This window comes from Pseudomonas coronafaciens pv. oryzae str. 1_6 (genome assembly GCF_000156995.2).
GTDB classification, from domain to species: Bacteria; Pseudomonadota; Gammaproteobacteria; order Pseudomonadales; family Pseudomonadaceae; genus Aquipseudomonas; species Aquipseudomonas tremae.
In genome coordinates, this window is sequence record NZ_CP046035.1 from 2,453,552 (window position 1) to 2,480,220 (window position 26,669).

General features: G+C 58.8%; 26 protein-coding genes. 20 read left to right on the top strand and 6 right to left on the bottom strand.

From position 1 onward, the window contains the following. Positions 1-81: 81 nt before the first annotated feature. Together POR16_RS11155 and POR16_RS11160 are read left to right on the top strand one after the other, a co-directional pair. A complete protein-coding gene (locus tag POR16_RS11155; protein ID WP_005893115.1) occupies positions 82-1,326 on the top strand; it encodes an aspartate aminotransferase family protein in 1,245 nt (414 codons plus the stop codon). A gap of 79 nt (positions 1,327-1,405) precedes the next feature. Next, entirely contained in the window at positions 1,406-1,957 is a 552-nt protein-coding gene (locus tag POR16_RS11160; RefSeq protein ID WP_005893114.1) for a DUF4174 domain-containing protein, read from the top strand. A gap of 49 nt (positions 1,958-2,006) precedes the next feature. On the opposite strand, the gene POR16_RS11165 is transcribed toward POR16_RS11160, so the two are convergent. Beyond that, on the bottom strand, positions 2,007-2,447 hold the full coding sequence (locus POR16_RS11165) for a CBS domain-containing protein (protein WP_005893112.1): 441 nt from the start codon (positions 2,445-2,447) through the stop codon (positions 2,007-2,009). A 234-nt stretch (positions 2,448-2,681) separates the two neighbouring features. On the opposite strand from POR16_RS11165, the gene POR16_RS11170 reads away from it, so the two are divergent. Next, positions 2,682-5,045: a DNA polymerase II gene (locus POR16_RS11170; RefSeq protein ID WP_024670131.1), complete on the top strand. Its 2,364-nt coding sequence runs from the start codon at positions 2,682-2,684 to the stop codon at positions 5,043-5,045. Positions 5,046-5,082: 37 nt separating this feature from the next. Here POR16_RS11170 and POR16_RS11175 read toward each other — a convergent pair whose 3' ends face one another. Beyond that, positions 5,083-5,937, bottom strand: coding sequence for an NAD-dependent protein deacetylase (locus POR16_RS11175; RefSeq protein ID WP_024670132.1), 855 nt, complete (start codon positions 5,935-5,937; stop codon positions 5,083-5,085). Positions 5,938-6,091: 154 nt separating this feature from the next. On the opposite strand from POR16_RS11175, the gene POR16_RS11180 reads away from it, so the two are divergent. Next, a complete protein-coding gene (locus POR16_RS11180) occupies positions 6,092-6,934 on the top strand; it encodes a PhzF family phenazine biosynthesis protein (RefSeq protein WP_005893108.1) in 843 nt (280 codons plus the stop codon). 69 nt (positions 6,935-7,003) lie between these two features. Here POR16_RS11180 and POR16_RS11185 read toward each other — a convergent pair whose 3' ends face one another. Then, the gene (locus POR16_RS11185; protein ID WP_005893107.1) at positions 7,004-7,843 is read right to left on the bottom strand and encodes a TIGR03915 family putative DNA repair protein; all 840 of its coding nucleotides are present in this window, start codon (positions 7,841-7,843) and stop codon (positions 7,004-7,006) included. Continuing rightward, positions 7,840-9,060, bottom strand: a complete 1,221-nt coding sequence (locus POR16_RS11190) for a putative DNA modification/repair radical SAM protein (RefSeq protein WP_005893106.1) — start codon at positions 9,058-9,060, stop codon at positions 7,840-7,842. The genes POR16_RS11185 and POR16_RS11190 overlap by 4 nt, the downstream gene beginning before the upstream one ends. Before the next feature lie 198 nt (positions 9,061-9,258). On the opposite strand from POR16_RS11190, the gene POR16_RS26790 reads away from it, so the two are divergent. The 4 genes from POR16_RS26790 to POR16_RS11205 are packed head-to-tail and all read left to right on the top strand — an operon-like array spanning position 9,259 to position 11,910. Then, positions 9,259-9,390 (top strand): hypothetical protein, encoded by a 132-nt coding sequence (locus POR16_RS26790; protein WP_255870635.1) that lies wholly within the window; start codon positions 9,259-9,261, stop codon positions 9,388-9,390. Further along, positions 9,354-10,136, top strand: coding sequence for a zinc ABC transporter ATP-binding protein AztA (aztA, locus tag POR16_RS11195; RefSeq protein ID WP_032618865.1), 783 nt, complete (start codon positions 9,354-9,356; stop codon positions 10,134-10,136). Before POR16_RS26790 ends, aztA begins: the two co-directional genes overlap by 37 nt. Then, positions 10,133-11,002 carry a metal ABC transporter permease gene (locus tag POR16_RS11200; protein WP_005893102.1) on the top strand — a complete coding sequence of 290 codons (870 nt, stop codon included), beginning with the start codon at positions 10,133-10,135 and terminating at the stop codon, positions 11,000-11,002. The genes aztA and POR16_RS11200 overlap by 4 nt, the downstream gene beginning before the upstream one ends. Positions 11,003-11,013: 11 nt before the next feature. Then, on the top strand, positions 11,014-11,910 hold the full coding sequence (locus tag POR16_RS11205) for a metal ABC transporter substrate-binding protein (RefSeq protein ID WP_024670137.1): 897 nt from the start codon (positions 11,014-11,016) through the stop codon (positions 11,908-11,910). Positions 11,911-11,961: 51 nt separating this feature from the next. On the opposite strand, the gene POR16_RS11210 is transcribed toward POR16_RS11205, so the two are convergent. Next, a complete protein-coding gene (locus tag POR16_RS11210) occupies positions 11,962-13,107 on the bottom strand; it encodes an aldose epimerase family protein (protein WP_005893098.1) in 1,146 nt (381 codons plus the stop codon). A gap of 305 nt (positions 13,108-13,412) precedes the next feature. Between POR16_RS11210 and POR16_RS11215 the strand changes: the two genes are divergently transcribed. The 4 genes from POR16_RS11215 to araH all read left to right on the top strand — a co-directional run bounded on the left by POR16_RS11215 (position 13,413) and on the right by araH (position 18,056). After that, complete coding sequence (locus tag POR16_RS11215) at positions 13,413-14,285, top strand: SMP-30/gluconolactonase/LRE family protein (protein WP_005893097.1); 873 nt, start codon at positions 13,413-13,415, stop codon at positions 14,283-14,285. Between the two features lie 173 nt (positions 14,286-14,458). Beyond that, the gene (locus POR16_RS11220; protein WP_005893096.1) at positions 14,459-15,472 is read left to right on the top strand and encodes a substrate-binding domain-containing protein; all 1,014 of its coding nucleotides are present in this window, start codon (positions 14,459-14,461) and stop codon (positions 15,470-15,472) included. Between the two features lie 54 nt (positions 15,473-15,526). Beyond that, positions 15,527-17,050 carry an L-arabinose ABC transporter ATP-binding protein AraG gene (gene araG, locus POR16_RS11225; protein ID WP_122381312.1) on the top strand — a complete coding sequence of 508 codons (1,524 nt, stop codon included), beginning with the start codon at positions 15,527-15,529 and terminating at the stop codon, positions 17,048-17,050. A gap of 40 nt (positions 17,051-17,090) precedes the next feature. After that, complete coding sequence (araH, locus tag POR16_RS11230) at positions 17,091-18,056, top strand: L-arabinose ABC transporter permease AraH (RefSeq protein ID WP_005893093.1); 966 nt, start codon at positions 17,091-17,093, stop codon at positions 18,054-18,056. A 250-nt stretch (positions 18,057-18,306) separates the two neighbouring features. Here araH and POR16_RS11235 read toward each other — a convergent pair whose 3' ends face one another. Further along, positions 18,307-19,620, bottom strand: a complete 1,314-nt coding sequence (locus POR16_RS11235) for an APC family permease (protein WP_024689981.1) — start codon at positions 19,618-19,620, stop codon at positions 18,307-18,309. A 337-nt stretch (positions 19,621-19,957) separates the two neighbouring features. On the opposite strand from POR16_RS11235, the gene POR16_RS11240 reads away from it, so the two are divergent. The 8 genes from POR16_RS11240 (at position 19,958) to POR16_RS11270 (ending at position 26,668) form a co-directional block, all read left to right on the top strand. After that, complete coding sequence (locus tag POR16_RS11240) at positions 19,958-20,200, top strand: hypothetical protein (protein ID WP_005893088.1); 243 nt, start codon at positions 19,958-19,960, stop codon at positions 20,198-20,200. Between the two features lie 665 nt (positions 20,201-20,865). Beyond that, entirely contained in the window at positions 20,866-21,027 is a 162-nt protein-coding gene (locus tag POR16_RS26290) for a hypothetical protein (protein ID WP_005893086.1), read from the top strand. A 131-nt stretch (positions 21,028-21,158) separates the two neighbouring features. Then, positions 21,159-22,091: a SctD/MshK family protein gene (locus tag POR16_RS11245; protein WP_055002953.1), complete on the top strand. Its 933-nt coding sequence runs from the start codon at positions 21,159-21,161 to the stop codon at positions 22,089-22,091. Continuing rightward, positions 22,088-22,447, top strand: coding sequence for a hypothetical protein (locus POR16_RS11250; RefSeq protein ID WP_005893083.1), 360 nt, complete (start codon positions 22,088-22,090; stop codon positions 22,445-22,447). Before POR16_RS11245 ends, POR16_RS11250 begins: the two co-directional genes overlap by 4 nt. Then, complete coding sequence (gene sctY / locus POR16_RS11255) at positions 22,444-22,782, top strand: type III secretion apparatus assembly chaperone SctY (protein ID WP_005893082.1); 339 nt, start codon at positions 22,444-22,446, stop codon at positions 22,780-22,782. Before POR16_RS11250 ends, sctY begins: the two co-directional genes overlap by 4 nt. Next, positions 22,779-24,926: a type III secretion system export apparatus subunit SctV gene (gene sctV, locus POR16_RS11260; protein ID WP_024670145.1), complete on the top strand. Its 2,148-nt coding sequence runs from the start codon at positions 22,779-22,781 to the stop codon at positions 24,924-24,926. Before sctY ends, sctV begins: the two co-directional genes overlap by 4 nt. Positions 24,927-24,940: 14 nt before the next feature. Next, complete coding sequence (locus POR16_RS11265) at positions 24,941-26,239, top strand: type II and III secretion system protein family protein (RefSeq protein WP_005893076.1); 1,299 nt, start codon at positions 24,941-24,943, stop codon at positions 26,237-26,239. A 12-nt stretch (positions 26,240-26,251) separates the two neighbouring features. Next, positions 26,252-26,668, top strand: coding sequence for a hypothetical protein (locus POR16_RS11270; protein WP_024670147.1), 417 nt, complete (start codon positions 26,252-26,254; stop codon positions 26,666-26,668). Position 26,669 lies beyond the last annotated feature (1 nt).

Here is a 26,669-nt window from a genome sequence, read left to right on the forward strand (position 1 = left end):
ATTGAAGTATTGCGCTGTTTATCCATAAGGAGTGGTTAACCATACTGCAAAAATCGACATCTACCCAAGGAGCTTCACGCGATGACCACTGCCTGCCTGATGAGCACTTACCAACCGTTGGCCATTGGTTTCACTCATGGTCTGGGCACGCGTCTGTGGGACCAGCGCGGGCGCGAATACCTGGATGCCGTGGCGGGGGTGGCAGTGACCAATGTCGGTCACTCGCATCCGCTGCTGGTAGCGGCGATTCGTGATCAGGCGGGGTTGCTGTTGCACACCTCCAATCTGTACAGCATTGACTGGCAGCAACGCCTGGCGCAGAAGCTGACAGCGCTCTCTGGCATGGAGCGTGTGTTTTTCAATAACTCCGGTGCCGAGGCCAACGAGACTGCGCTCAAGCTGGCTCGGCTGCACGGCTGGCACAAGTACATCGAGCAACCCTTGGTGGTGGTCATGGAAAACGCCTTTCACGGCCGCACGCTGGGCACGCTGTCAGCCAGCGACGGGCCGGCCGTGCGCCTGGGTTTTGGCACCTTGCCGGGTGACTACGTCAAGGTCCCGTTCGGTGATCTGGCAGCATTCGATAGAGTCTGCGTCACTCACGGGCACCGGATCGCTGCGGTATTGGTCGAGCCGATTCAGGGGGAGGGCGGCGCGCAAGTGGCGCCGGCCGGGTATCTCAAGGCGCTGAGGGAGCGCTGCACGCGCCGCGACTGGTTGCTGATGCTTGATGAAATCCAGACCGGCATGGGCCGCACCGGAAAGTGGTTTGCCTTTCAGCATGAAGGCATCGTGCCCGATGTCATGACCCTGGCCAAAGGACTGGGCAACGGGATACCGATCGGCGCCTGTCTGGCGCGGGGCAAGGCTGCGCAATTGTTCACGCCCGGCAGCCATGGCAGTACTTTCGGCGGCAATCCGCTCGCGTGTCGTGCCGGGTGCACTGTGATCGACATCATTGAGCAACAGGAACTGGTGAAGAACGCCGGGATTCAAGGCCAGCGCTTGCTTGAGCAACTGCAAAGCGCGCTTGGCGAACATCCGAATGTGTTGGAGATTCGCGGTAGAGGGCTGATGATCGGCATCGAATTGCAAGAAGCGATCCCCGAATTGACGCAGATCGAGGCCGAGCAACATGCTCTGTTGATCAACGTCACACGGGGCAAGGTCATTCGTTTGTTGCCACCTCTGATGCTCGATGCTGCCGAGGTTGCACAGATTGTTCAGCGGCTGTCGGCAGCACTCGACAGCGCCTCCCAGCGGTCGCTTGCATGTTCAGCCCAGGATCTTGATGAAGGAAAAGGACTACGCCGGGCTGTACCGTAACCGCCCATTTGCGGTAGAAGGGACAAGCGTCGTGTGTGTCTGCGCGATGGCTACCCAATGGATTTGAAAGGAGCCCACCATGTTAATCCGGTCCCTGACCCTCGCCACCCTGCTTGTTGCTACCGGCACAGCGCTTGCCGCTGACGAAAACCCGCTGGTGCAAGAACGCGGTACGTCGCGTCCGCTGATCATCATTGCGCCCAGCACGGTCGATCCGACACTGGTCAAGCTCAAGAAGGCGCTGGACGAGCCGGCCAATCGTGAGGCGTTTTCGCAGCGTCATATGGTGCTGTACACGATCGTCAATACCATCGGCGAACGCAACGGCAAAACCCTTGATGCACAATCGACCATGGCCTTGATTCGCGAGTTGAAACTGGGTGCAGGAGTGGGGACCAAGGTCATTCTGGTGGGTAAGGACGGCGAGAAAAAAATCGACAGGACTGTCGGAAAGTCAGAGTCGATAGACCCCAAGGAGATCTTCGCCACCATCGACCAGATGCCGATGAGAGAGCAGGAAGCTTCCGCGCCGCCACCGCAGCCTGAAGCCAAACCCGCGCCGGCGGAAAAGCCCGAAAAGCCCGGTAAGCCAGTCAAGGGTGGCGCGCCTGGCAAGGCGCTGGATGACTGAGTGATGCCATTGCGCGCGTCACCGCGCGCTTCACGGGCAGGTGTTTTGATCAGTCGCCGCGAATGTACTGTTCAAGCTGCTGAATGAGACTGGCCTGCTCGGCTATGGCTTCTTTTACCAGGTCGCCAATGGACAGCAGGCCTAGCAGTTGCCCGTTTTCCACGACAGGCAGATGGCGCAGGTGGCTGTCGGTCATGATCCCCATGCAGGCGTCGACGCTCTGCTGCGAGTCCACAGTGATGACGTGGCTGCTCATGATGTCACTGACCGGCGTGCCTACCGAAGAGCGTCCCTTGAGGACCACCTTGCGCGCATAATCGCGTTCGCTGACTACGCCGACCACTACGCCATTCTCAACCACTGGCAACGCGCCAATGTTTTTTTCGGCCATCAGCCTGAGCGCCTCGAGCACCATCTGATGCGGGCCAATGGTGTGCACTTGCTGGTTGTGCAGGTCTTTCAATTTCAACAGCTGGGCGACGGTTTTCATGGTGCTCTCCGGGGTGGCGACCTGTTTGACTGTAGTGCATCTGCAGCAGCGCTACAGATTCATGCACTCAGCTGAACCAATCAACCGCTAAATAAGCATGGAGGGCATAGACGGAATCAATGCTCTGCGCGCCGACGACCCTTACTGATGTGCCTTTAATTAGAGCGTCCGCTGCACGTTCACCCTGATAGCCAAGTAGAATCAACGTGTTCACTCATAGTCGAGGTTGCAGCGTTGGATTTACAGCAGGGCTTTATCCTCAGTCGGCACTGGCAAGACACGCCCGCCGGGACCGAGGTCGACTTCTGGCTGGCCACTGACCAGGGGCCGCGCCACATTCGTCTGCCTTGCCAGCCATCTGTGGCTTTCATTCCTGCTGAACAGAGCGAGCGCGTCCGCTCATTGTTACGTAGCGAACGTGGCGTGGAGTTGCGTCCGCTGGAACTCTGTGATTTTCGCCATCGTCCGGTACTGGGTGTGTACTGCCAGCAGCACCGTCAACTGATGAACATCGAAAAGTTGTTGCGCAGGGGCAATGTGGATGTCTATGAAGCCGACATCCGCCCGCCCGAGCGCTATTTGATGGAGCGCTTCATCACTGCTCCCGTACAGTTTGGCGGCACACCGAATGCCGATGGCGTGTTGTGCGATGCGCAGATCAGGCCTGCCCCGGATTACCGGCCACAGCTCAAACTGGCGTCTCTGGACATCGAAACCACGGCGCGGGGTGAGCTGTATTCAATCGCCCTCGAGGGCTGCGGTCAGCGTCAGGTCTACATGCTCGGCCCGCCGAATGGCGGCGATGAGCAGCTGGACTTTCAGCTCGACTATTGCGATACCCGAGCACAGTTGCTGGAGCGTCTGAACGACTGGCTGGCGTTGCACGACCCTGACGCGATCATTGGCTGGAATGTGGTGCAGTTCGATCTGCGGGTCCTGCACGAACATGCGCAGCGTCTGCAGGTGCCGCTGCGCCTCGGACGTGGCGGGGAGGCAATGGGCTGGCGCGAGCACGGCAGTCGCAACAACCACTTTTTTGCTGAAGTCAGCGGGCGGCTGATCATTGACGGCATCGAGGCACTGCGTTCGGCAACCTGGAGCTTTCCGTCGTTCAGTCTTGAGTTCGTCGCGCAGACATTGCTGGGTGAGGGCAAGGCCATTGACACGCCTTACCAGCGCATGGATGAAATCAACCGCATGTTTGCCGAGGATAAACCGGCACTGGCGCGCTACAACATCAAGGACTGCGAGCTGGTTACGCGTATCTTCGCCAAGACTCAACTGCTGACCTTTTTGCTCGAGCGTGCCACGGTGACTGGTCTGCCTGCGGACCGCAGCGGTGGCTCGGTCGCCGCGTTCTGCCATTTGTATATTCCGCTGATGCATCGCCAGGGCTTTGTCGCGCCCAATCTGGGCGAGCGATTGCCCGAAGCCAGTCCTGGCGGATTCGTCATGGATTCGCAGCCGGGTCTTTATGAGTCGGTGCTGGTACTGGATTACAAAAGCCTCTATCCGTCGATCATTCGGACCTTTCTGATTGACCCGGTGGGGCTCATCGAGGGCATGCGTCACCCTGACGACAGTGCGTCGGTGCCGGGTTTTCGCGGTGCGCGCTTTTCACGCACCAGGCACAGCCTGCCTGCCATCGTGGAGCGTGTGTGGCAGGGGCGCGAGGCTGCCAAGCGTGAGCAGAACGCGCCACTGTCCCAGGCCCTTAAAATCATCATGAATGCCTTTTACGGCGTGTTGGGATCAAGCGGCTGCCGGTTTTTCGACCCGCGCCTGGCCTCGTCGATTACCTTGCGCGGGCATGAAATCATGCTCAAGACCCGCGACCTCATCCAGGCACAAGGCTACACCGTGATTTACGGTGATACCGACTCGACATTCGTCTGGCTGGGCCGCTCGCATGGGCAGCAAGAGGCGGCAAGCATCGGCAAAGCGTTGGTGCTGGAGGTCAACCAGTGGTGGCGCGAGCATTTGCAGAAAGAATATGGCTTGCACAGTGCTCTGGAACTGCAATACGAAACGCATTTTCGACGCTTTCTGATGCCGACGGTGCGCGGCGCGGAGGAGGGTAGCAAGAAGCGTTATGCGGGGCTGGTCTCTCGCGCCGACGGCTCCGAGGAAATGGTCTACAAGGGTCTGGAAACGGTGAGAACCGACTGGTCGCCACTCGCTCAGCAGTTTCAGCAGGAATTGTATCTGCGTATTTTCAAGCGTCAGCCGTATCAGGATTACGTGCGCGATTATGTGCAACGTACGCTGTCAGGCGAGCTGGATGATCTGCTGATCTACCGCAAGCGACTGCGTCGCAAGCTCGACGATTACCAGCGCAACGTGCCACCGCATGTGCGCGCCGCGCGTCTGGCTGACGAATACAACGACCAGCAGGGGCGACCGCGGCAGTATCAAAGCGGCGGCTGGATCAGCTATGTGATGACCGTAGCCGGCCCGGAACCGCTGGAAATTCGCCATGCCCCTATCGATTACGATCATTACGTGACGCGCCAGTTGCAACCGCTGGCCGACGCTATTCTGCCGTTCGTGGACGACGATTTCAGTACACTCGTCGGCGGGCAGTTGGGGCTTTTCTAGGCTCTAGACCTGCAATGACTGTGCTCGTCGGCTTTTCCTACAGAGCCTGTCGAGTGATCAGTTTATCGGCGAGCCACGGCAATACCTGCTCGCAGGATGCTTCGATTTTCATGTGCAGCAGTTCATCTGCGCGGGTCTTGCCGTGGTTGATGGCAATGACCGGTTTACCTTGTTCGACCATGGCTTTGCACAGCCGGAAAGCCGACCAGGCCATCAGTGAGCTGCCCACGACCAGCAACCCGTCAGCCTGCTCCACGCTCGATGTTGCACTGGCAGCGGTTTGTGGAGCGACGTTTTCGCCAAAGAACACCACGTCCGGCTTGAGCCGCTCGCCTTGGCAGTACATACAGGCGGGTACTGTGAAACCGGCCTCGAAGGCAGGGTCCAGCAGCGTATCGCCGTCCGGGGCCTGTGTCGCATGGACGCCGGACAGATACGGATTCTGCAGCAATAACTGCTCCTGAATCGCCGCCCGGTCCATCCGTTGCTGACAATCCAGACACAGCACGCGGTGCAGGCTGCCGTGCAGTTCGATGACGTCCTGACTCCCGGCCTGAGTATGCAAGGCATCGACATTCTGAGTGATCAGGCTGTTGACGACATTAGCAGCCTGCAGTGCAGCCAGCGCCTGATGCGCCGCGTTGGGCTGTGCCGCGCGGATACGCGGCCAGCCAAGCATCGCTCGTGCCCAGTAACGTTGGCGCGCAGCAGGGTTGCCGACGAATTCCTGATACATCATGGGTTGCTTGCCACGGCGTACGCCATCCTTGTCGCGGTAATCCGGGATGCCGGATGCGGTGCTGATGCCAGCGCCGGTAACGACCAGAAACGCCTTGTCGGTCATCGCCTCGCAAAGCGTTTCAAGCTGACTGCGGGTTGTACTGTCGAGCATCTTGAAACCTCGAATGAGCAATATTATCCGGGCTCTGTTCCTGCGAGATTAGCAGGCAGGCGCACTCTGGGAAGCGTTGGTTCAAAGGGCCATTGTCCAGCGCCCGGCACTCGTGGCAACCTTTAACCTTTATCGCCTTGCCAAGGAAGCTTCGATGCGCTCGTTTCATTTCAAACAACTGGATGTGTTCAGCGACCAGCCTTTGCTTGGTAACCCCCTGGCGGTGGTGTTGGGGGCTGACGGGCTGAGCGACGACCAGATGGCTGCGTTTGCCCGCTGGACCAACCTGAGTGAGACCACGTTTTTGCTCAAACCGACTGACCCGCGTGCTGACTATCGCGCGCGCATCTTCACGACCCTTCGAGAGCTTCCGTTTGCAGGTCACCCCACGCTGGGCAGTTGTCACGCGTGGCTCGAAGGCGGTGGCGTGGCGCGTGGCAAGGAGATCATCCAGGAATGCGGGATTGGCCTGGTGCGCATTCGACGCGAGGGCAGCGGGTTGGCATTTACAGCGCCGCCTTTGCTGCGTTACGGCGCAGTAGACGCCGGGCTTATCGAGCAGATTCGCCTTGGCATGAAGCTTGGTCCGGGGGAGATTCTGGATGCTCGCTGGGTAGATAACGGCCCCGGTTGGGTCGCGTTCAGGTTGGCAGATCGTGCCAGCGTACTGGCACTACAACCGGACTACACGCTATTGAAAGGATTGAAGCTCGGCGTTATCGCGCCTTGGGACACCGCAGTGGACGGGGACGAGGCACAGTTCGAAGTTCGCGCTTTTATTCCGGGCGACGGCATGGCCGAAGACCCTGTGACTGGCAGCCTCAATGCCGGACTCGCTCGCTGGTTTCTGGACGAGGGGCTGGCACCTGACAGCTATACAGCCAGCCAGGGTACCGCGCTCGGTCGCAAGGGCCGCGTATCTGTCCAGCGTGTGGGTGACGATATCTGGGTGGGCGGTTCGACCGTAACCTGTATCGAAGGGCAGGTTTCACTGTAAGCGTGCCGGGCGTTGCTCCAGGCTAGACAGTCTTGGGATTTGGTGCCGAGGGCCACTGCGGCAAGGCATTCATTCCTTGATTGCAATCTTCTTGCCACGCCGGGCGGCAATATCGCTGGCCTGACCGTCGCGTTGCTTGCCGGTCCGCGCTTGGGTGATCAGCGCCGGAATCAAAGGGCCTTCAGGCAGGTTTTTCCAGAAACGCGAAGGGAAATGACCCTCCATGACCTTGGGGTTCAGGCGCGCAGGGTTGAAGATATGGCTGTAGTACGTGAGCCACAACTCGCCGTGCGGATCTTCGACGTGCCGGGCCATGGTTTGCCACGCTTGCGGGCAACGACGTTCGTGGATCAACTGCTTGCCGTCGTAGTACACACCATCTTGCGGAGTGGCAATCATCCAGCGATGCTGGCCCATGCGGCCGATGAAGTGTTCGCTGGCACTGAGCAGAATGTCATGAGCCGGTTCATGCCAGGCCACGTATTGCGGGCGCATGAGCGCAGCGTCATTGTCGGTAGGCGGTAACGCTACGAAGCGCAGAAAGGCATGCAGGTGATGGGCCTCGCGGCGCACCGACTTGAGCCTGCGATGCAATTCACTGCCCAGCCTGTCGCCAGCCATCATGGCGGTGCGGTCGCCGTGGGTAACACGCCACAGCACTTCGTACAGCAGGCTCCAGCGCTGCTCGCCGCGATAGCGTGAGGTGCTCTCCAGCAACTGCAGCAATTCCAGCGGAACACGGGCCTGAAACGGGCCGGACTCCTTGGGGTATTCTTCTTCGCTGCCGAACAAATCTGTAGCGTCGGGTGATTTCCAACTGACCTGGCTGGGGTCTATCTGATGGCTCAGTAACCAGCGCGCCTGCAGCCGCCACGTGTCGAAAAGATCGTCGCAATCAAGGCAAATCATCCCCAGAGCCCCATTTGCTGAGGCTGCGGCCGGTCCCGCAACTGATGGTGCAGGAATTCACTGGTGGTCTCAGCCTGCGGCGGATGATAGTCGCTGGTGATGATGAAGGGCTTGGCCTTGGCCAGCACGCAGCGCATGCGTGTCAGGTCTTCGTAGCGAATGCGCCGTTGCCTGCGCAGTTCGACGAGTCGCTGGGTAGTCCGGATGCCTATGCCCGGCACCCTGGCGATCAATGCCGGGTCGGCCTTGTTCAGGTCCAGTGGGAACACCTGGCGATTGCCCAGCGCCCACGCCAGCTTGGGGTCGATGTCCAGAGCAAGATCGCCCGGCCCATTCAGCAGTTCGCCAGCGGTAAAACCATACCCGCGCAACAGGAAGTCAGCCTGATACAGCCGGTGTTCGCGCATCAACGGTGGCGCGGCCAGCGGCACGCTGTCGGGACTGTTGGGGATCGGGCTGAACGCCGAATAATAGACCCGGCGCAGTTTGAAGTTGCTGTACAGCGACTGGGCACTATGCAGGATGGTGCTGTCGTCGGTGGCATCGGCGCCGACGATCATCTGGGTGCTTTGCCCGGCAGGTGCAAAGCGCGGAGCGCGCGGTTCATTGCGCACCGTCTGTTCGCCGGTGTAAATGGTCTGCATGGCCTTTTTAATGGAGGCCACGTCTTTTTCCGGCGCCAGGGTCTGCAGGCTGAGGTCGGTGGGCAGTTCGATATTCACGCTCAGACGATCTGCATAGCGGCCGGCTTTTTCAATCAGCGCGGGGTCGGCGTCAGGGATGGTCTTGAGGTGAATGTAGCCGCGAAATTCGTGCACTTCCCGCAACAACCGAGCTACTTCGACCAGTTGCTCCATGGTGTAGTCAGCCGAGCGAATGATTCCGGAGCTCAGGAACAGCCCGCTTACGCAATTGCGACGGTAGAAGTCGAGCGTCAGGGTGACCACTTCCTCAGGCGTGAAGCGCGCGCGAGGAACGTCGCTGGAGCGCCTGTTGACGCAATACTGGCAGTCGTACAGGCAGAAGTTGGTCAGGAGGATTTTCAGCAGCGACACGCAGCGCCCATCCGGCGTATAGCTGTGACAGATACCCATGCCGTTGGTAGAGCCGAGCCCGCTCTTGTCCTGGGAACTGCGTTTGGGCGCTCCGCTGCTGGCGCACGACGCATCGTACTTGGCGGCGTCCGCCAGAATGCTGAGCTTGTCGATGAGCTGCATGGCATGCCCCTTAACTGTTTGTATGCACAGTATAGAGTTGCCGATGCAGACTCAAGCGTCGATACCCGGATCAGACCGAAGGTCGATCCATGCAGGGCCGATAAGGCGAAGAGGCGAATGCGAACTTAAATGTTATTTTATAACGATGTTTGAATCTGGTATGTAATACTGTAACAAATAATTGCAGGTTGCCCGCGCGTGAAATCCTCTTCTTCTCCTTCAATCGCAGGTTCTGCTCTGGCGCTATCCGCCTGGAAGCGTGTTCTGTTTTCGCTGGCGATACTGACGCTGCTATGGCTGGCAATCGGCTGGTCGGTGGCCATTCCGTGAGTGCCGCGATTGCGCTGGAAAATCTGACTGTGGCGTACGAGCGTCGTCCTGCTGTGCATCACATCAGCGGACGCTTCGAGGCAGGCAGTCTTACCGCTATCGTCGGGCCTAACGGCGCGGGTAAATCAACCCTGATCAAGGCCATTGCCGGGACCATGAAACCCGCCCAGGGGCATGTCGACCGGGGGCGCCTGGCTACACGCACAATCGGTTATCTGCCTCAGGCGGCTGAAATCGACCGGAGTTTCCCGTTGAGTGTTGCCGACACGGTGGCGATGGGTGCGTGGCACAGCGTCGGCCCGTTCCGCGGGCTCACGCGCCATCACGCCACGCTGACCCAGGATGCGCTGCGCACTGTCGGGCTGGAAGGTTTTGAAAAGCGCAGCGTCGGCTCGCTGTCGTCGGGACAGTTCCAGCGCGTGCTGTTTGCTCGGCTGTTGCTGCAGGACGCATCGGTGATCCTGCTCGACGAGCCATTTACTGCCATCGACGCACGCACCACCCGCGATCTGCTGGAGCTGGTACGCGTCTGGCACGGGCAGGGGCGTACAGTGATCGCTGTGCTGCACGACATCGATCAGGTGCGTCAGCACTTTCCGCAGACCTTGTTGATGGCCCGTGAAGCCATTGCGTGGGGCGAAACCGCCGATGTGCTCAGCGTTGCCAACCTGCGCAAGGCGCGCAACATGGCGGAGTACTGGAGCCCGGACGCAATGCTGTGTGATGCCGAGGAAGAGCATTCATGATGCTTTATAGCCTGGTCGTCGAACCGTTTATCGAGTTCGGCTTCATGCGTCGTGCGCTGGTGGCGTGTCTGGCCCTGGGGATAGGCTCCGGCCCGGTAGGCGTGCTGTTGATGCTGCGGCGCATGAGCCTGGTGGGCGATGCCATGAGTCACGCCGTCCTGCCGGGGGCTGCGGTGGGCTTCATGGTCGCCGGGCTGTCGTTACCTGCCATGGGCTTTGGCGGGTTGATCGCCGGGCTGGCAGTTGCCTTGCTGTCGGGGCTGGTCAGCCGACTGACCTCGCTTCGTGAGGACGCCAGCTTTGCCAGTTTCTATCTGACCTCGCTGGCTGCCGGCGTGCTGATCGTCTCGCTGCATGGTTCCAGCGTCGATCTGCTGCATGTGCTGTTCGGCACCATTCTGGCCATTGATGACACTGCCATCTACATGGTCGGCAGCATTGCCTCTTTCACGCTGGTGCTGTTGGCCGTGATCTATCGTCCGCTGGTTCTGGAGTGTTTCGATCCGGGGTTTCTGCGCGCTGTCGGTGGGCGCGGATCGTTATATCACGTGCTGTTTCTGCTGCTGGTGGTGCTGAATCTGGTGGCAGGCTTTCAGGCGCTTGGCACCTTGATGGCAGTGGGCATGATGATGCTGCCCGCGACAGCTGCCCGCTTCTGGACCAACTCGCTGAGCGGCCTGATGGTGATTTCGACACTGCTGGCCACATTGTCCGGCCTGATCGGGCTGATCGTTTCCTACCACGTTGGCGTCGCCTCCGGGCCGGCCATCGTCCTCACCGCGAGTGCGTTCTATGGCGTGTCCCTGTTATTCGGGCGCACGGGCATCGTACGTCGACTGTTTCCCAAACCTCACCTGGCTCATTGAAAAGGTATGTCATGAAACGATTGATGTTATTGAGTTCTATGGCTGCACTGGCGCTGTCGGCATTCGCCAGCCTGGCTCAGGCCAAGCCGCTTGAGGCGGTGGCGTCGTTCACGGTTATTGCCGATATGGTCAGTACCGTCGGTGGTGATCGCGTACACGTCAAATCCCTGATCGGCCCGAATGGCGATCCGCACGTCTACGAGCCAACGCCAAGCGACGCGCAAGCATTGAAAAACGCTGATCTGGCGTTTGTCAGTGGTCTGCATCTGGAAGGCTGGATGGACCGGTTGATCAAGGCGTCGGGCTATAAAGGGCAGCCCGTCGTGCTGTCCCAGGGTATCAAGACCCGCAGCATGGATGAAGACGGCAAGAGCATCGTCGACCCGCACGCGTGGAACAGTGCAGCCAATGGGGTGATTTATGTTCGCAACATTGTTGCCGCGTTGAAAAAAGCCGATCCGGAAGGGGCGAGTGTCTATCAGGCTAATGGTGATCGCTACATCGTCGAACTGCAGCAACTCGATACCTATGCCCGCGACCAGATCCAGTTGGTTCCGGCGGCCAAGCGCAAGATTCTCACTTCGCATGATGCGTTCGGTTACTTTGGTGATGCCTACGGCGTGAAGTTCCTGTCGCCTCTGGGCCTGTCAACCGAGTCCGAGGCATCGGCAGCGGATGTATCGAAACTGATCCGCCAGATCAAGGCCGAACACGTCAGCGCCTATTTCTTCGAAAACTCAAGCGACCCGCGTCTGGTCAAGCAGATCGCCGAAGCCAGTGGTGCTCAACCTGGTGGTGAGCTGTACGTCGAGGCCCTGTCGCCTGCCGATGGTCCTGCGCCGACTTACGCGAAGATGTTTCGCTACAACGTCGACACCCTCACCACCGCGATGAAACGCAATCAGTAAAACCTCAGTGCGCGCAGCCCTTGGCGTTCAAGGGCTGCGCAACGCCAAGCCTCAGTTGTCGAGAAACTTGAACACGGTAGTCTGGGTATACGCTTTGCCCGGGTCCAGTCGTGTGCTGGGGAATTTCGGCTGATTGGGCGCGTCAGGGTAATGCTGGGTCTCCAGCGTGAAAGCCCCCCAGTGCGGATAGATATTGCCCGCCTTGCCGCGAATAGTGCCATCCAGGAAGTTGCCGGTGTACAGCTGCACGCCGGGTTCTGTGGTGAACAGCTGCAATTTACGGCCTGATTGCGGGTCGCTCACCTCGGCAGCCAGTTTCTTCACGTCACCTTTGGTGTCCAGCACCCAGTTGAAGTCAAAGCCGCCTTGCTTGGGTTCTGCGTACTTGAGTTGCTGGTGATCATCCTTGATGTGCTTGCCAAACGCAGTGGGCTTGAGAAAGTCCATCGGGGTTCCGGCCACAGCAGGCAGTTCACCGGTAGGGATCAATTTGTCGTTGACCGGCGTGTAATGCGAAGCGTGAAGGGTGGCGACCTGTTTGAGAACATCACCACTGCCTGCGCCCGCCAGATTGAAATAGCTGTGGTTGGTCAGGTTCAGCACCGTCGGTTTGTCGGTGGTAGCGTGGTAGTCGATCTTCAGCTCATTCTTGTCGTTCAGGCTGTAGGTGACTTCGGTGCGCAATGTACCGGGGAAGTCCATCTCGCCATCCGGTGACACGTAGGTCAGCTTGACGCCGACCGAGTCACCGGTTTTGGTTTCTTCTGCCTTCCAGAGTCTTTTGTCAAACCCCTGGGTGCCCCCGTGCAGAGCGTTGGTCTTGTCGTTGAGTGGCACCTGGTAGGTCTTGCCATCGAGGCTGAACTTGCCACCCGCCAGGCGATTGCCGAAGCGACCGATGGTTGCGCCGAAATACACGGTGCCATTGTCCTGGTAACCCTTCACATCGTCGAAGCCCAGCACGATGTCGTCGACCTTGCCAGCTTTGTCGGGAACCAGCAGCGATTGCAGTGTCGCGCCGTAGGTGATGATGCTGGCCTGTATGCCGTGGCTGTTGCGCAAGGTGTACTTTTCAACGGCACTGCCGTCGGACGTTTGTCCAAAACTGCTTTGTTCGCTAGTGAGTGCGGCCTGTGCCGTCAAGGTGCTGATCATCAAAGACAGTCCAAAGGTGCTGAGAAGAGCGTGCTTTTTCATCTGATCTACCCGCTTTTATTGTTATTGGTAAGACTATTTGATCGAATTTCATTCGATGCATGGGGTTATAGCCGATAAAATGCCGCTTGAAAAATAAATTGTAATACTATTTAGTAGTGCAGGCGTCACTGAGGCTTGGTCAGTAACCTTAGCCGATGATCTGACAATGATTTCAGCCAGATGAGCCGAATCCTGAAAAAAAAGGATGAACCCAATGGCTCGGCTAATGCAGCTCGTGATGTGACCACCTGAGCGCGACACACGCTAAAAAAGTGCCTTTACAACAATAACAAAGGACATTTTTCATGAACTGGCTGCCCGTTTCCGAGCACCGTTTCAAGCTTGCCGAAGGCTCCTTCTGGGATGCTCAGGAGCAAGCCCTTTATTGGGTCGACATCGCTGGCTTTCTGGCCTGTCGTCTGGCTGCCGGGCAATACCGTCAGTGGCGCATGCCCGAACCGGTTTCTGCGTTCATTCCGACCGCAAAAGGCGATGCTCTGGTGACCCTGGCCAGCGGTATCTATCGCCTGGATCTGACCGCCGAAAAAACCTCTCTGTCATTGTTTTGCGTGGCGGATCCCACGCCCGGCAACCGTGCCAACGAAGCCCGTTGTGACGCGCGCGGGCTGCTGTGGATGGGCAGCATGCAAAACAATATCGACACGGAAGGCGGCGATATACCGTTGTTTCGTCGCTCGGGCGGCCTGTTCCGGGTCGATGCCGATGCAGCCGTGACACGTTTGCTGGACGGGCAGGGCATCGTCAACACCCTGCTCTGGAATGCCGACGGCAGCGTGTTGTACAGCGCCGATACCCTTGACGACGTCATCTACCAATACCCGCTCATGGCAGACGGGACGCTGGGGCCTCGTCAGGTCTGGGCTGGTGTGCAAAGCCAGGGTTCGCCTGATGGTTCGGCGATGGACGCCGAGGGGTATGTCTGGAACGCCCGCTGGGGCGGCGGTTGTCTTATTCGCTTCGCGCCCGACGGAAGTGTTGATCGGGTTGTCGAGCTGCCTGTCAGCCACCCCACCAGTTGCGTGTTCGGTGGTCCTGATCTGCAGACGCTGTACGTCACTAGCGCAGCGCCTGGCGATGCGCATGGTCAGTTCGACGGTGCGGTATTGAGGGCAGATGTGGGCGTGAAAGGGACGCTGTGTCAGCGTTTTGCCGGTTGAAGAATTTATGCTGTCGACGCATCTATCAAGGCGGTGGCGGCAAAGTGACATTCGGTTACATAGCGGTCATTCATTATATGGTATGACTATTTAATCGGTTTCAGACGCCCCCGCGTTTGCAACCGCCACCTTGCTGGTCGCTGTAGCTATTCAATAAAAATAAGGAGTTAGCTATGTTGAGTCGTCACGGGATTCGTTCCCTGTGCTGTGCCGCTGTCACCACTGCCATTCTGGGCATGAGTGGCATTACTTCCGCTGCTGATGAAGTCAAGATCGGCTTTCTGGTCAAACAGGCTGAAGAGCCCTGGTTCCAGACCGAATGGCAATTCGCCGAAAAAGCCGGGAAAGAGCTTGGTTTCACGGTCATCAAGATTGCCGTTCCCGACGGCGAGAAAACCCTGTCTGCGATCGACAACCTTGCTGCCAACGGCGTGAAGGGTTTTGTGATCTGCCCGCCTGATGTTTCGCTAGGCCCTGCCATCGTAGCCAAGGCCAAGGCCAATGGTATGAAGGTCATGGCGGTGGACGACCGTTTTGTCGATGCGAGCGGCAAGCCGATGGAGGATGTGCCGTATCTGGGTATGGCAGCCTTCGAAGTGGGCCAGAAGCAGGGCGCCGCCATGGCGACCGAGGCCAAGAATCGCAAGTGGGATGAGGGCGAGTGGAAGAACACCTACGCGATCATCAATACCTACAGCGAGCTGGACACCGGCAAGAAGCGCACTGACGGCTCGGTGGATGCATTGAAAAAAGCCGGTTTGCCAGCCGATCACATTCTGTTTTCTCCGCAAAAGACACTTGATGTACCAGGCGGAATGGACGCCACCAACTCGGCTCTGCCAAAGCTGCCACGTGAAGCCAAGAACCTCATCATCGGTGGCATGAACGACAACACTGTACTGGGCGGCGTACGCGCCACTTCGGGCGCAGGGTTCTCCGCCAAAAACGTGATCGGGATCGGCATCAATGGCACCGATGCCATTGATGAGCTGAAGAAGAAAGAAAGCGGCTTCTTCGGTTCGATGCTGCCAAGCCCCGACAAGGAAGGCTACCGGACTGCCGAGTACGTCTTCAACTGGGTCACCAAGGGTGTCGAGCCGCCCAAGTACACCGCTATGGATGACGTGACATTGATCACTCGCGAAAACTTTCAGGCTGAACTGACCAAAATCGGTTTGTGGAAGTGAGCTGAGCGAGGGGCCTGATTTCGGGCCCCTCAACTGTGCGAGGAGGTTGGTTTCATGCAACAGGCTATCGAGCTTCAACCCATAGGCGGTGCCCTGCGTTTCAATGGTATCGGCAAGGTATTCCCGGGCGTCAAGGCGCTGTCGGACATCACCTTTGAGGCCCGTCCCGGCAGCGTCCATGCACTGATGGGCGAGAACGGCGCAGGCAAGTCCACGTTGCTTAAAATTCTCGGTGGGTCGTACCAGCCCAACAGCGGCAACGTGCAGATCGGCGATCAGACCCACCAATTCAAGTCCACTGCCGACAGCATCTCGGCAGGGGTTGCAGTGATTCACCAAGAGCTGCATCTGGTGCCGGAAATGACCGTCGCCGAAAATCTGCTGCTCGGGCACATGCCCAATCGTTTTGGGCTGATCAATCGTGGCGCCATGTACCGTCGTGCCGGCGAATTGCTCAAGGGGCTGGCTGACGAAATCGACCCGCGTACGCGTCTGGGCGATCTGTCGCTGGGTCAGCGGCAGTTGGTGGAGATCGCCAAGGCCATGTCGCGCAACGCTCATGTCATTGCGTTCGATGAACCTACCAGCAGCTTGTCGGCGCGCGAGATCGACCGTTTGATGGCGATCATCACGCGGCTGCGGGATGAAGGCAGGGTGATTCTTTATGTGTCGCACCGTATGGAAGAGATTTTTCGCGTCTGTGATGCCGTAACGGTGTTCAAGGACGGGCGCTTTGTAAAAACCTTCGAGCAAATGGCCGACCTGGACCACGACCGGCTGGTGACCTGCATGGTCGGTCGCGACATTCAGAATATTTATAACTACCGCCCTCGTCAGCACCAGGGTCCGAGTCTGCGTGTTACCGGGTTGATGGGCCCTGGCCTGCATGAGCCGGTGACGTTCGCTGTGCAAAAAGGCGAAGTGCTGGGCTTTTTCGGTCTGGTGGGCGCAGGTCGCACCGAGTTGTTTCGCCTCTTGTCCGGCTTGACGCGCAGTACAGCAGGCAGTCTGCAACTGGATGGCCAGCCGCTGACGCTGAGATCGCCACGCGACGCCATCGAGGCCGGAATTCTGCTCTGCCCGGAGGACCGCAAGAAGGAAGGCATCGTGCCGCTGTCCAGCGTTGCGGAGAACATCAACATTGGCGCGCGGCCACGGCATGTGAACTTTGGCTGCCTTATTCAGGGCCGTTGGGAGCGCGATAACGCGCGTAACCAGATCAAGTCGATGAACGTCAAGACACCGTCTCCCGAGCAGCAGATCATGTTCCTGTCGGGCGGCAATCAGCAGAAGGCGATTCTTGGGCGCTGGCTTTCCATGCCGATGAAAGTGCTGTTGCTGGATGAGCCTACCCGAGGTATCGACGTCGGCGCCAAGTCTGAAATCTACGAGATCATTCATAACCTGGCGGCTGATGGCATTGCCGTGATTGTGGTGTCCAGCGATCTGATGGAAGTCATGGGTATTTCCGACCGAATTCTGGTGATGGGCGAAGGCGCAATCACCGGCGAACTCAACCGCGACGAGGCTGACGAGTCGCGATTACTGCAATTGGCTCTGCCACGCACGCGCGGCTGACAGTCGGTCCCTGACCATGAACAATAAAAAAGAGGTGCGTATGTCTACCGAATCCAGCCTGCAGGCTCCCCGTCAGGGCATGAACCTGCGTCGTTTTGCCGATGACTGGGTGATGCTTCTGGCCGCTGTAGGGATCTTCCTGCTGTGCGCCGTGTTCATCGACAACTTCATGTCGCCGCTCAACATGCGCGGTCTCGGCCTGGCGATTTCAACTGTCGGCATTGCCGCCTGCACCATGCTGTATTGCCTGGCTTCCGGCCATTTCGACCTGTCGATCGGTTCGGTACTGGCCTGTTCCGGGGTCATCGCCAGTATCGTGATTCGTGACACCGACAGCGTGTTTCTGGGCGTATCCGCCGCACTGGCGCTGGGGTTGGTGGTGGGCCTTATCAATGGCATCGTGATCGCCAAATTGCGCATCAATGCGTTGATTGCGACGCTGGCGACCATGCAGATTGTGCGTGGCCTGGCGTATATCTTCTCCAGCGGCAAGGCCGTCGGCGTTTCCAACGAAGACTTCTTCATCTTCGGCAATGGGCAGGTGTACGGCGTGCCGGTGCCGATCCTGATCACCATTGCCTGCTTCGTCTTTTTCGGCTGGCTACTCAACTACACCACCTACGGGCGCAACACCATGGCCATCGGTGGCAACCAGGAAGCGGCACTGCTGGCGGGGGTGCATGTCGATCGCACCAAGATCATCATCTTCGCTGTGCACGGCCTTATCGGAGCGCTGGCAGGTGTGGTACTGGCTTCACGCATGACTTCAGGCCAGCCGATGATTGGCCAGGGCTTTGAACTGACCGTGATCTCGGCCTGTGTACTGGGCGGGGTTTCATTGAGCGGCGGCATCGGCATGATTCGTCACGTGATCGCGGGGGTGCTGATTCTGGCGATCATCGAGAACGCGATGAACCTCAAGAACATCGATACCTTCTACCAGTACGTGATTCGCGGCACGATCCTGCTGCTCGCAGTGATCATTGACCGGATGAAGCGCCGGTAAGTTAAGTATTGCAATGCAGTAGTGAAAGAGCCCTTGTCGAGTGATCGGCAAGGGCTTTTTTCATGAAGGAAGGCTGTTGATAGCGAAGGTAAAGCCGCGACATGTCAGTCTGCGGCTGTGATGTGATGTGATGTGATGATTATGTTAGCGCTATTAAATAACACCGCTGAGGCAGTCAACGGTGTTATGCCGGTTGTGGGGGCTTGACCTGTTATCAGCGTGAACTTCGTCAAGTTGTTCCCCCGCATTGTTAACGAGAATGTGATGCCAACGCATAGCTACCCAACCGGGTCAGCCCATACAACACCGCGCCCACGACCAGCATGATGCCTGCACGCAACCAGGTTTCCGGACCTTGCTGGGTGAGCAGCAGCAGGCAGGAAAGAATGCCGAGCACCGGGACAACCCAATGAATCTTGAAATGCCCTTCCTCGACCTTGTCGCGCTTGAGTACCAGTACCGCGACATTGACGCTGAGAAACACGAACAACAGTAACAGCACCACGGTTTCAGCCAGAATCGTCAGGGTACTCGTGAAGGACAGGGCGATGGCTACCAGCGTAGTCACGAAGATGGCCACACCGGGCGTCTGGCGCCGGGGCAGAACCGAACCCATTACAGACGGCAACAGACCTTCGCGTGCCATCCCGAAGGTCAACCTGCTGGCCATGATCATGGTTAACAGCGCGCCATTGGCGACCGCAATCAGCGCGATGACTGCGAACCAGGGCGCAGGTATTCCAAGCCCAGATGCGCTGACCACATCCATCAGCGGAGCTTGCGATGCCTTCAATTGCTCGACGGGCAAGACCATCGCTGCGCCTACGCCGACCAGCATGTAAACCGCGCCTGCGATGAGCAGCGCGCCGAATAGCGCCTTTGGATAAACCCTGCGCACATCCTTGATCTCTTCAGCAAGGTTGGCCGAGGTCTCGAAGCCCACAAACGAATAAAAGGCCAGCAACGACGCAGCAAGAATCGCCGTGGCCGGTGATGCTGTATCCAGTTCGAACACGCGTTGCGGCACACCATTGCCCTGGCTGACAAACCAGACGGCAGCGGCGATCACCATCGCCAGACCGCTCAGCTCAATGGTGGTCATCAGCAGGTTGGCCGACAACGACTCCTTGATACCCCGCGCATTCAATAGCGCGACGATGACCAGGAAACCGACGCACACCCACTGCGCGGGCCAGTTCACCAATGCCTGAAAGTAGTCGCCGGCAAATGCCACCGCCAGCCCGGCAGCGCTGGTGACGCCTGCCGCGACCATCGAAAAGCCAACCAGAAACGACAGCAGCGGCTTGCCAAAGGCTTTTTCCGTGTACACCGCTGCACCTCCTGCACGCGGGTATTTGGTCACCAGTTCGGCGTAGGACGCAGCAGTCAGCAACGCAAAACACAGTGCAATCAGCAACGGAGCCCAGATGGCGCCGCCGACGCGTCCGGCTATCGTGCCTGCCAACGCATACACGCCGGCCCCCAGCACGTCGCCGAGGATGAACAGGGTCAGCATAGGGGCGGTAATTGCCCGGCGCAGCGGGGTTGTGTCAGGAGTGGCCATGCCGGGAAATTCCTTTTTCATTACTGCTGGGGAGGGTTCGAGGCCAAAGGCGGTTATCGGTCATATATAGCTTCATCAATAGTTCGAGCATCAACCTGTCAGTAATGAGATCGCTTTTACAGTGAACAGTGTGAACAACCAGGTTGCTGTGTCGGTTGAGTGCGGCAACGGTATGAAAAGTGATCCTGGGGACGGAGGGAAATTCAAAGTGATGTGTATCAACCCTGACGGGCGGCGTTGTCAGGTATTTAATCAGATCACCAGCAATAGAGCGGAGCATCGCGAATGCCGGTTGTCTCAACCCTGCACGTGAACGAATCGACGAGGAGGTAAAACGGTGGTAAATGACAGCCAGCAACAATTCCATTCAGTCTGGACGACGCTGCAAAACCTGCGCGAGGAGGTTCGGCAATTGCAGCTCAGTGAGCTGGAGCGTGTCGAACGTTTGCGAGGGGAGCAGACGGTGGACAACCGGGAAGCCATTCAGCAATCGTTCGTCGCTATTGAACAGGCATTCGATGATGTCGAGGCGACTCTCGCTACCATCGGCGAAGCGACCGGAGAGATCGGCAAACTTTGATTCACTGTGCGCCGCTGTTACGTTGCTGCTGATCCGGGGATGTATGCGGCTCGCCGTATCCACGTGTAAATCGCCATCGAGTGGTTTGCTGGATTACAAAACCTGATTATAGCAAGTGTTGTCGCGCACGCGCTTTAATGCCAGCCCATACTCGCTGGCTAGAATGCAGTTTTTGTCATAGTGCAAGTGACGCCGCGTGGAAGCGTGTGCAGTGTATTCATTGGGCTTGTTCTAATATTTACGTGTTGTGGCGCTGTTTAATGGAAAGTACTAACACTCGGCGAAGTAGAAAAAGAGTGGCAAGTGTATTTTCACAATGTTTCACAGAGCAACCGTACCTCCCGTAACGCTCCAAACGCCCCGCACGACGGCGCCTGAGCTGTAGACGCCAGATTAAAAAATAATCCGCATTGAAATAAAGCAGAAATAAATGTCACGTTGATATCATTGTTTTCAGTTGATGCTGCTGGTTGTGAAAATGCAAATTCACAACTTTTCACAGCATTCAATAATCGCGCCTGCGTACTATCGGCTCGGCAAAACAGTGAGCACATTGCTGACCGGGATCATTAAGTAATACCGTCCCTGACTTGCTGTTCTGTGATGGCATATTGCTCTGCCTTCCGGCAGTTGAAACTTTCCCCCTAAAAGCAAGGAGAAACAACATGAGTGAGACTCCACCAGTAAGCTCCGGCAACTCGGACGCAGCAATCGAAAAAATGTCCGCCACCTTTGATATGGCTATCGAGAAGTCAGCCAAGATCACTGAAATCTCCACTGCCAAAAAGGCAGAGCTGGACGCTACCAAGCAACGTCCTCAGAACTGATGCTGTGGTGTGGGCAGCGGCGCTGCTGCCCACACCCGCTTCTTGCAGTGTTTGCACGACGTCTTTCGATCGACAGCTTTACCTGGCTCTGACGTGCCGTTTCCGGTAAATCACACGGTGGTGACTCGATCATGACAGCCCTTGTTTCATTGAACGCGACGCCAGACTCGTCTTTGCAAGACAGTGGCGTGGCGTTGCTCGAAATTCTTCACGGCTTGCATCAGGGTGTCGCCCTGACACTCGACAAGCCTGTCTACATCATCGGCAATGCCGCTCCGGCCGATCTGGTGCTGGGCGATGCCGATATTGCCAGCCAGCACGCACGCCTGCGGTTTTCCGATGACATCGTTGCCATTGAGGCGATGGGCAGCGACGTGACTGCCATCGATGCTCTTGGAAAAAGCCTGCTTATTCCGAAAGGGCATGGTCAACGCCTGGACCTGCCTGTCGAGTTGAAGCTTGGCCAGAGTCGTTTGCGTTTGCGCAGTACTCGCCCTGCAAGCGCTTCGCCTGTCGCAGCCGGCTCGTTGCAGGCGCTCAAATTGCCCCTGTTGGGCGCACTTTTGCTGCTGGCGACGTGCGCCACTGCATTTGCTTTCCGCGCGCCACCAGCGTCCGCACTGCGCACCACCGACAGCGCAATTCCGGCTTCTGTCAGTGCATCTTCACCTGCGCTGCCTGACGCCAGGGTATGGCTGGAGCAGGCACTGCGTGACGCCGGTCTTGGCCAATTGCGCATCCAGGAGCAGGAAGGCCAACTCACCGTGGCGGGCAGCTATCCTGCCGCGCTCAAAAACAGCTGGTTACAGGTCCAGCGCGATTTCGATAGCCGTTTCGGCCAACGCGTGGTGCTGACCCCCAGTGTCAAGGTCAGCGCCGCCGTCGCTACGCCACGTGTGCGTCTGCAGGCCGTCTGGTTCGGGCCTAATCCCTATGTCATCGATGAGCACGGCAAGCGCGTCTATCCTGGCGCGAGGCTGACTGACGACTGGACGCTGGAAAGCATCGAGGGTGATCAGGTGCATCTGGCGCGGGGCCAGGAACGGTTTGCCTTCACCCTATGAAAGTTGATCTGCGGCCCATCACCTCGACGTCCCCGGAGGCCTTGCCAGCGGTCGAACGTGTTGCGCCTGCGCAGCCAAGACAGGGCACGCGATTCGAGGCGTTGCTCGATCAGCGCGAGCGCAAGGTGCGTCGTTCGCTGCGTGGCGAACTGGAGCAGACCGAACAGGCTGCCGGTGTCGCTGCCCCCTTGTTCGGCGCGGCTCGCTCGTTGCAGGTACTGCGTTATCTGCTAGACGAAGTACTCCCTGCACTGGATGCGGAGCCAGATATTCGCGATCTCGCAGAGGACGTCATTCGTGAAGAAATCGAGTTGCGTCTGTTGCTGGAACAGCAGCGCGCCGAGGTGCAGCCATGAGTGCGTATCAGGATCGGGAATGCGTTGAGCTGCTGACCGGGCTCGGCAATCTGTACCGGCGCAGTGGTCAGCCTCAGCGAGCACTGGTCATGTTGTTGATTGCCATACAACTGGCGCCGACCGACACCGCGCTGCTGCACAGTCTCGTGCTGGCGTTCACTGACAGTGGTGATGCCTACAGGGCGCTCACAGCGCTGGACCGTCTGGTCGAGCAGCAAGGCGAAAGCGCGTCGCTGTTGTTGTTACGCAGCCGGGCGCTGTGGAAAGCCGGTCGCAGTGATGATGCGCGACAGTGTTTCAGACGTTATCTGGACGCCCGGAGGGCCGCGCAATGACCCTCATGAACCGCCTCAATCAACTCGCCGAAATAGCGTCAAAGCGCACCGATGTGATCATTGTTGCGTTCATGCTGATGGCCATCGCGATGATGATCATTCCGCTGCCCACCTATCTGGTGGATGCGCTGATTGCCCTCAACATCGCCCTCAGCCTGCTGATACTGATCGTCGCGTTCTACATCAATCACTCGGTGGAATTCTCGGCGTTGCCGCCGCTGATCCTGCTCAGCACGCTGTTTCGTCTGTCGCTGTCGATCACTACCACGCGCCTGATCCTGCTGGACGGCAACGCCGGTCATATCGTCAAGGCGTTCGGCGATTTCGTGATTGCCGGCCAGGTTGTGGTGGGGCTGGTGGTGTTTCTGATCATTACGGTGGCGCAGTTCGTGGTCATTACCAAAGGGGCCGAGCGTGTCGCCGAAGTTGCGGCACGGTTTACCCTGGACGCGATGCCCGGCAAACAGATGAGCATCGACAACGATCTGCGCAATGGCGATATCGATCAGGGCGAGGCCAGACGCCGCCGCTCGCGTCTGGAGCGGGAAAGTCAGATGTTCGGTGCGATGGACGGTGCCATGAAGTTCGTCAAGGGCGATGCCATTGCGGGGCTGGTGATTCTGTTCGTCAACCTGCTGGGCGGCATGATGATTGGTATGGTGCAGCGCGGCATGCCATTCGCCGAGGCGGCCCATACCTATTCGCTGCTGACAGTGGGCGATGGTCTGATCGCACAGATCCCGGCTTTGTTGATTTCGGTAGCCGCCGGCACAGTGGTAACACGCGTCAACAGTGATGGTGAGGAGCGCGATCTGGGCACCGAGATTGTCCGCCAGCTGGGTGCAAGCCACCGTGCCCTCGGGTTGACTGCACTGATTCTGCTCGGCGTTGGCCTGCTGCCCGGCTTTCCCATGCTGGTGTTCGTGGTGCTGGCGGCCATTCTCGGCGGTAGCGCGTTTTTTCTCTGGCGTCGTCAGCACCGGGCCAGCCAGCCTGCCGTTCAGGTCGAGCAGCCCGAGCAGCCGTTGGTGGAGGACCCTGAGCCATCCACAGTCTTCGAGGAGGCCGAACGTCCTCGCGATACGCAGGTGCTGCTGAGCATCGGTGCCGGGCTGGCCGAGGTCGCGCCGTTGCAACCATTACGTCAGCGTATCGAGACCATGTGCCACGACATTCGCGTTGATCTGGGGGTCGAGGTGCCCGTGCCGGAGGTTTATCTGGATCGTGCGCTGGCGGCCGATCGCTTTCAGGTCGAGCTGGAGAGCGTGCCGGTTTGCGAAGGTGAATTCAGCGCTCGCTCGCTATTGTTGCAAGACGATCCGCTGCACGCGCAATTGATGTCCGTAGAGCCGTTCGAGGCCCCGTCTCCGATCAGCTCCCGCCCCGGTCGCTGGGTAGGGCGTGATCATGCAGACAAGTTGCAGGAGGCGGGCATCGGCTTTCTGTTCGCCGACGAAGTGCTGCGCGCCATGCTGGAGCGCACGTTACGGCGCTATGCCGCGGATTTTCTGGGCATTCAGGAAACCCGCGTGATGCTCGAGCAGCTTGAAGGCAAGTACGCAGAGCTGGTCAAAGAGGCGCTGCGCATTCTGCCGCTGCAACGCATCGCCGAAGTGTTGCGACTGCTGGTTGCCGAAGGCGTATCGATACGCAATCGCCGTGGCCTGCTGGAAGCGATGGTGGAGTGGGGCGGCCGCGAGGCCGACGCCGGGCGGCTGACCGAACACCTGCGCGCCGCGCTGGCGCGCCAGATCAGCCATCAATATGCCGATCGCAACCGGGTCATCAGCGCTTTCGTGCTGGCACCTGCTCTTGAAGAGCAACTGCGTACCGCGCTGGGCCGCCAGGACAGACACCGTGACGCGTTGCCCGATGACATCGGCCGGACCGTGCTGGGGCAACTTCGACGTCTGTGCGATGTGCTGCCGGAAGATGATCTGACGGTGTTGCTGGTACATCCAGAGCTGCGTCGCGGCCTGCGCCGCATCATTGTGCGCGGCGAATTGCAGTTACCGGTGCTGTCCTACCGCGAGCTGGCCAGCGAATACAACCTTCAAGCGGTCGGCACTGTCAGCCTGACCGACATCACTGCGCGCCCGGCCCCCAAGACCAGCGCGGCCACCCCTTTGGCGACTGCCTCATGATGTGTTCAGCTTCCATGATTCGTGTTTTGTTCCTTGCGTTGGGCGCGTTGCTCCTTGCTGGCGGTGCGAACGCCCAGACCATCGCCAAAGGTGCCGAGGGCACCATTGACCTGGCGATAGGCGAGGGCCGGGTTCTGCATTTTTCGGCACCTGTCGATTCGGTCATGGTCGCCGAACCGGGCATTGCCGATCTGCAAGTGGTATCACCGGGTGTGATCTATGTGTTCGGCAAGACCGCCGGACAGACCAGCCTGATTGCACTGGACAGTGAAGGCCGGGAAACCGCCGCGCTGAGTCTTGCCGTGAGCAGCGGTACGGCAGCGGTGACACGTCCGCTCAAGGCGTTGCACCCGCAAAGTCGGGCGCGCATCAGCGCCAGCGGCAATCGCGTTATTGCCAGCGGCTCTGTGCAGGATGTCGGTGAAGCGACCGACCTGAACGCCTTGCTGAGCAGCGAAGGCCAGAACTTTCAATCGTCGGTCAACAGCGCCACTTATGCGGGGGCGGCGCAGGTCAACATCCGCGTGCGTTTTGCCGAAGTTTCACGCTCCGAGCTGTTGCGCTATGGGGTGAACTGGAACGCGCTGTTCAATAACGGCACTTTTTCCTTTGGCCTGTTGACCGGAGGCAGCCTGGCTGCCGATGCCGCCAGCGGCGCGTCGAACGTGATCAGCGCCGGGCTCACCTCGGGTAACGTCAATATCGATGCGATGCTTGAAGCATTGCAAAGCAACGGCGTGCTCGAAGTGCTGGCAGAGCCGAATATCACGGCCATGACCGGGCAGACCGCAAGCTTCCTGGCGGGCGGCGAAGTCGCGGTGCCAGTGCCCGTCAACCGTGAAGTGGTCGGTATCGAATACAAGCCCTACGGTGTGTCGCTGCTGTTCAGCCCGACACTGCTGCCCAACGGACGAATTGCACTGCAAGTACGCCCCGAGGTCAGCAGCCTGATGAGCACCACCACGCTGGACGTCAACGGCTATCAGGTACCGTCGTTCCGGGTGCGCCGCGCCGATACCCGTGTGGAAGTCGGCAGCGGCCAGACGTTCGCTATTGCCGGCCTGTTCCAGCGCGAAAGCAGCCAGGACATGGACAAGGTTCCGATGCTCGGCGACATGCCGATCCTGGGCAATCTGTTCCGCTCCAAGCGCTTCCAGCGTAACGAGACCGAACTGGTGATTTTGATCACCCCTTACCTGGTCGAGCCGGTCAAGGAGCGTGTTGCGGCAACCCCCCTCGACAAGCAACGTGCAACCAGTACCGCGTCGGCAGGACCGCGTAGCGGCGGCGCGTTCGGCTTTTACATGAACTGACAGGAGCCGGCCATGAACCTTATTTCAAGCATGCCACGCCTGCCGGTCATCATGACGCTGTGCCTGCTGGCAGGTTGCAAGACGCACCTAGACCCGGTGCGTTATTCGCCGGATTACACAGCCATCACCCGTGCCGACGGTCGCGTGGAACTGGTGCCTGATGCCTGCGTCCAGCCTGCTGCTCAGGATGACATTGGCGTCGGAGAGGACTTCCAGCCATTGCTGCCGCCGGGCTGTGCCAGCAATCTGATTCTGTTGCAGATGGTTGAGCAGCGTTCGGATGTGGTGCAGGGCCGGAGTACCGGGCCGGTCATGGCGGCTCCGGTGGGCCGAGCGGCGCAAGTCTATATCGATGGCTATGACCGCGAGGAGCTGCGCCGCCGTCAGGCAGAACAGCAGGCCAACACTGATACCCGTGAGGCACGATGAT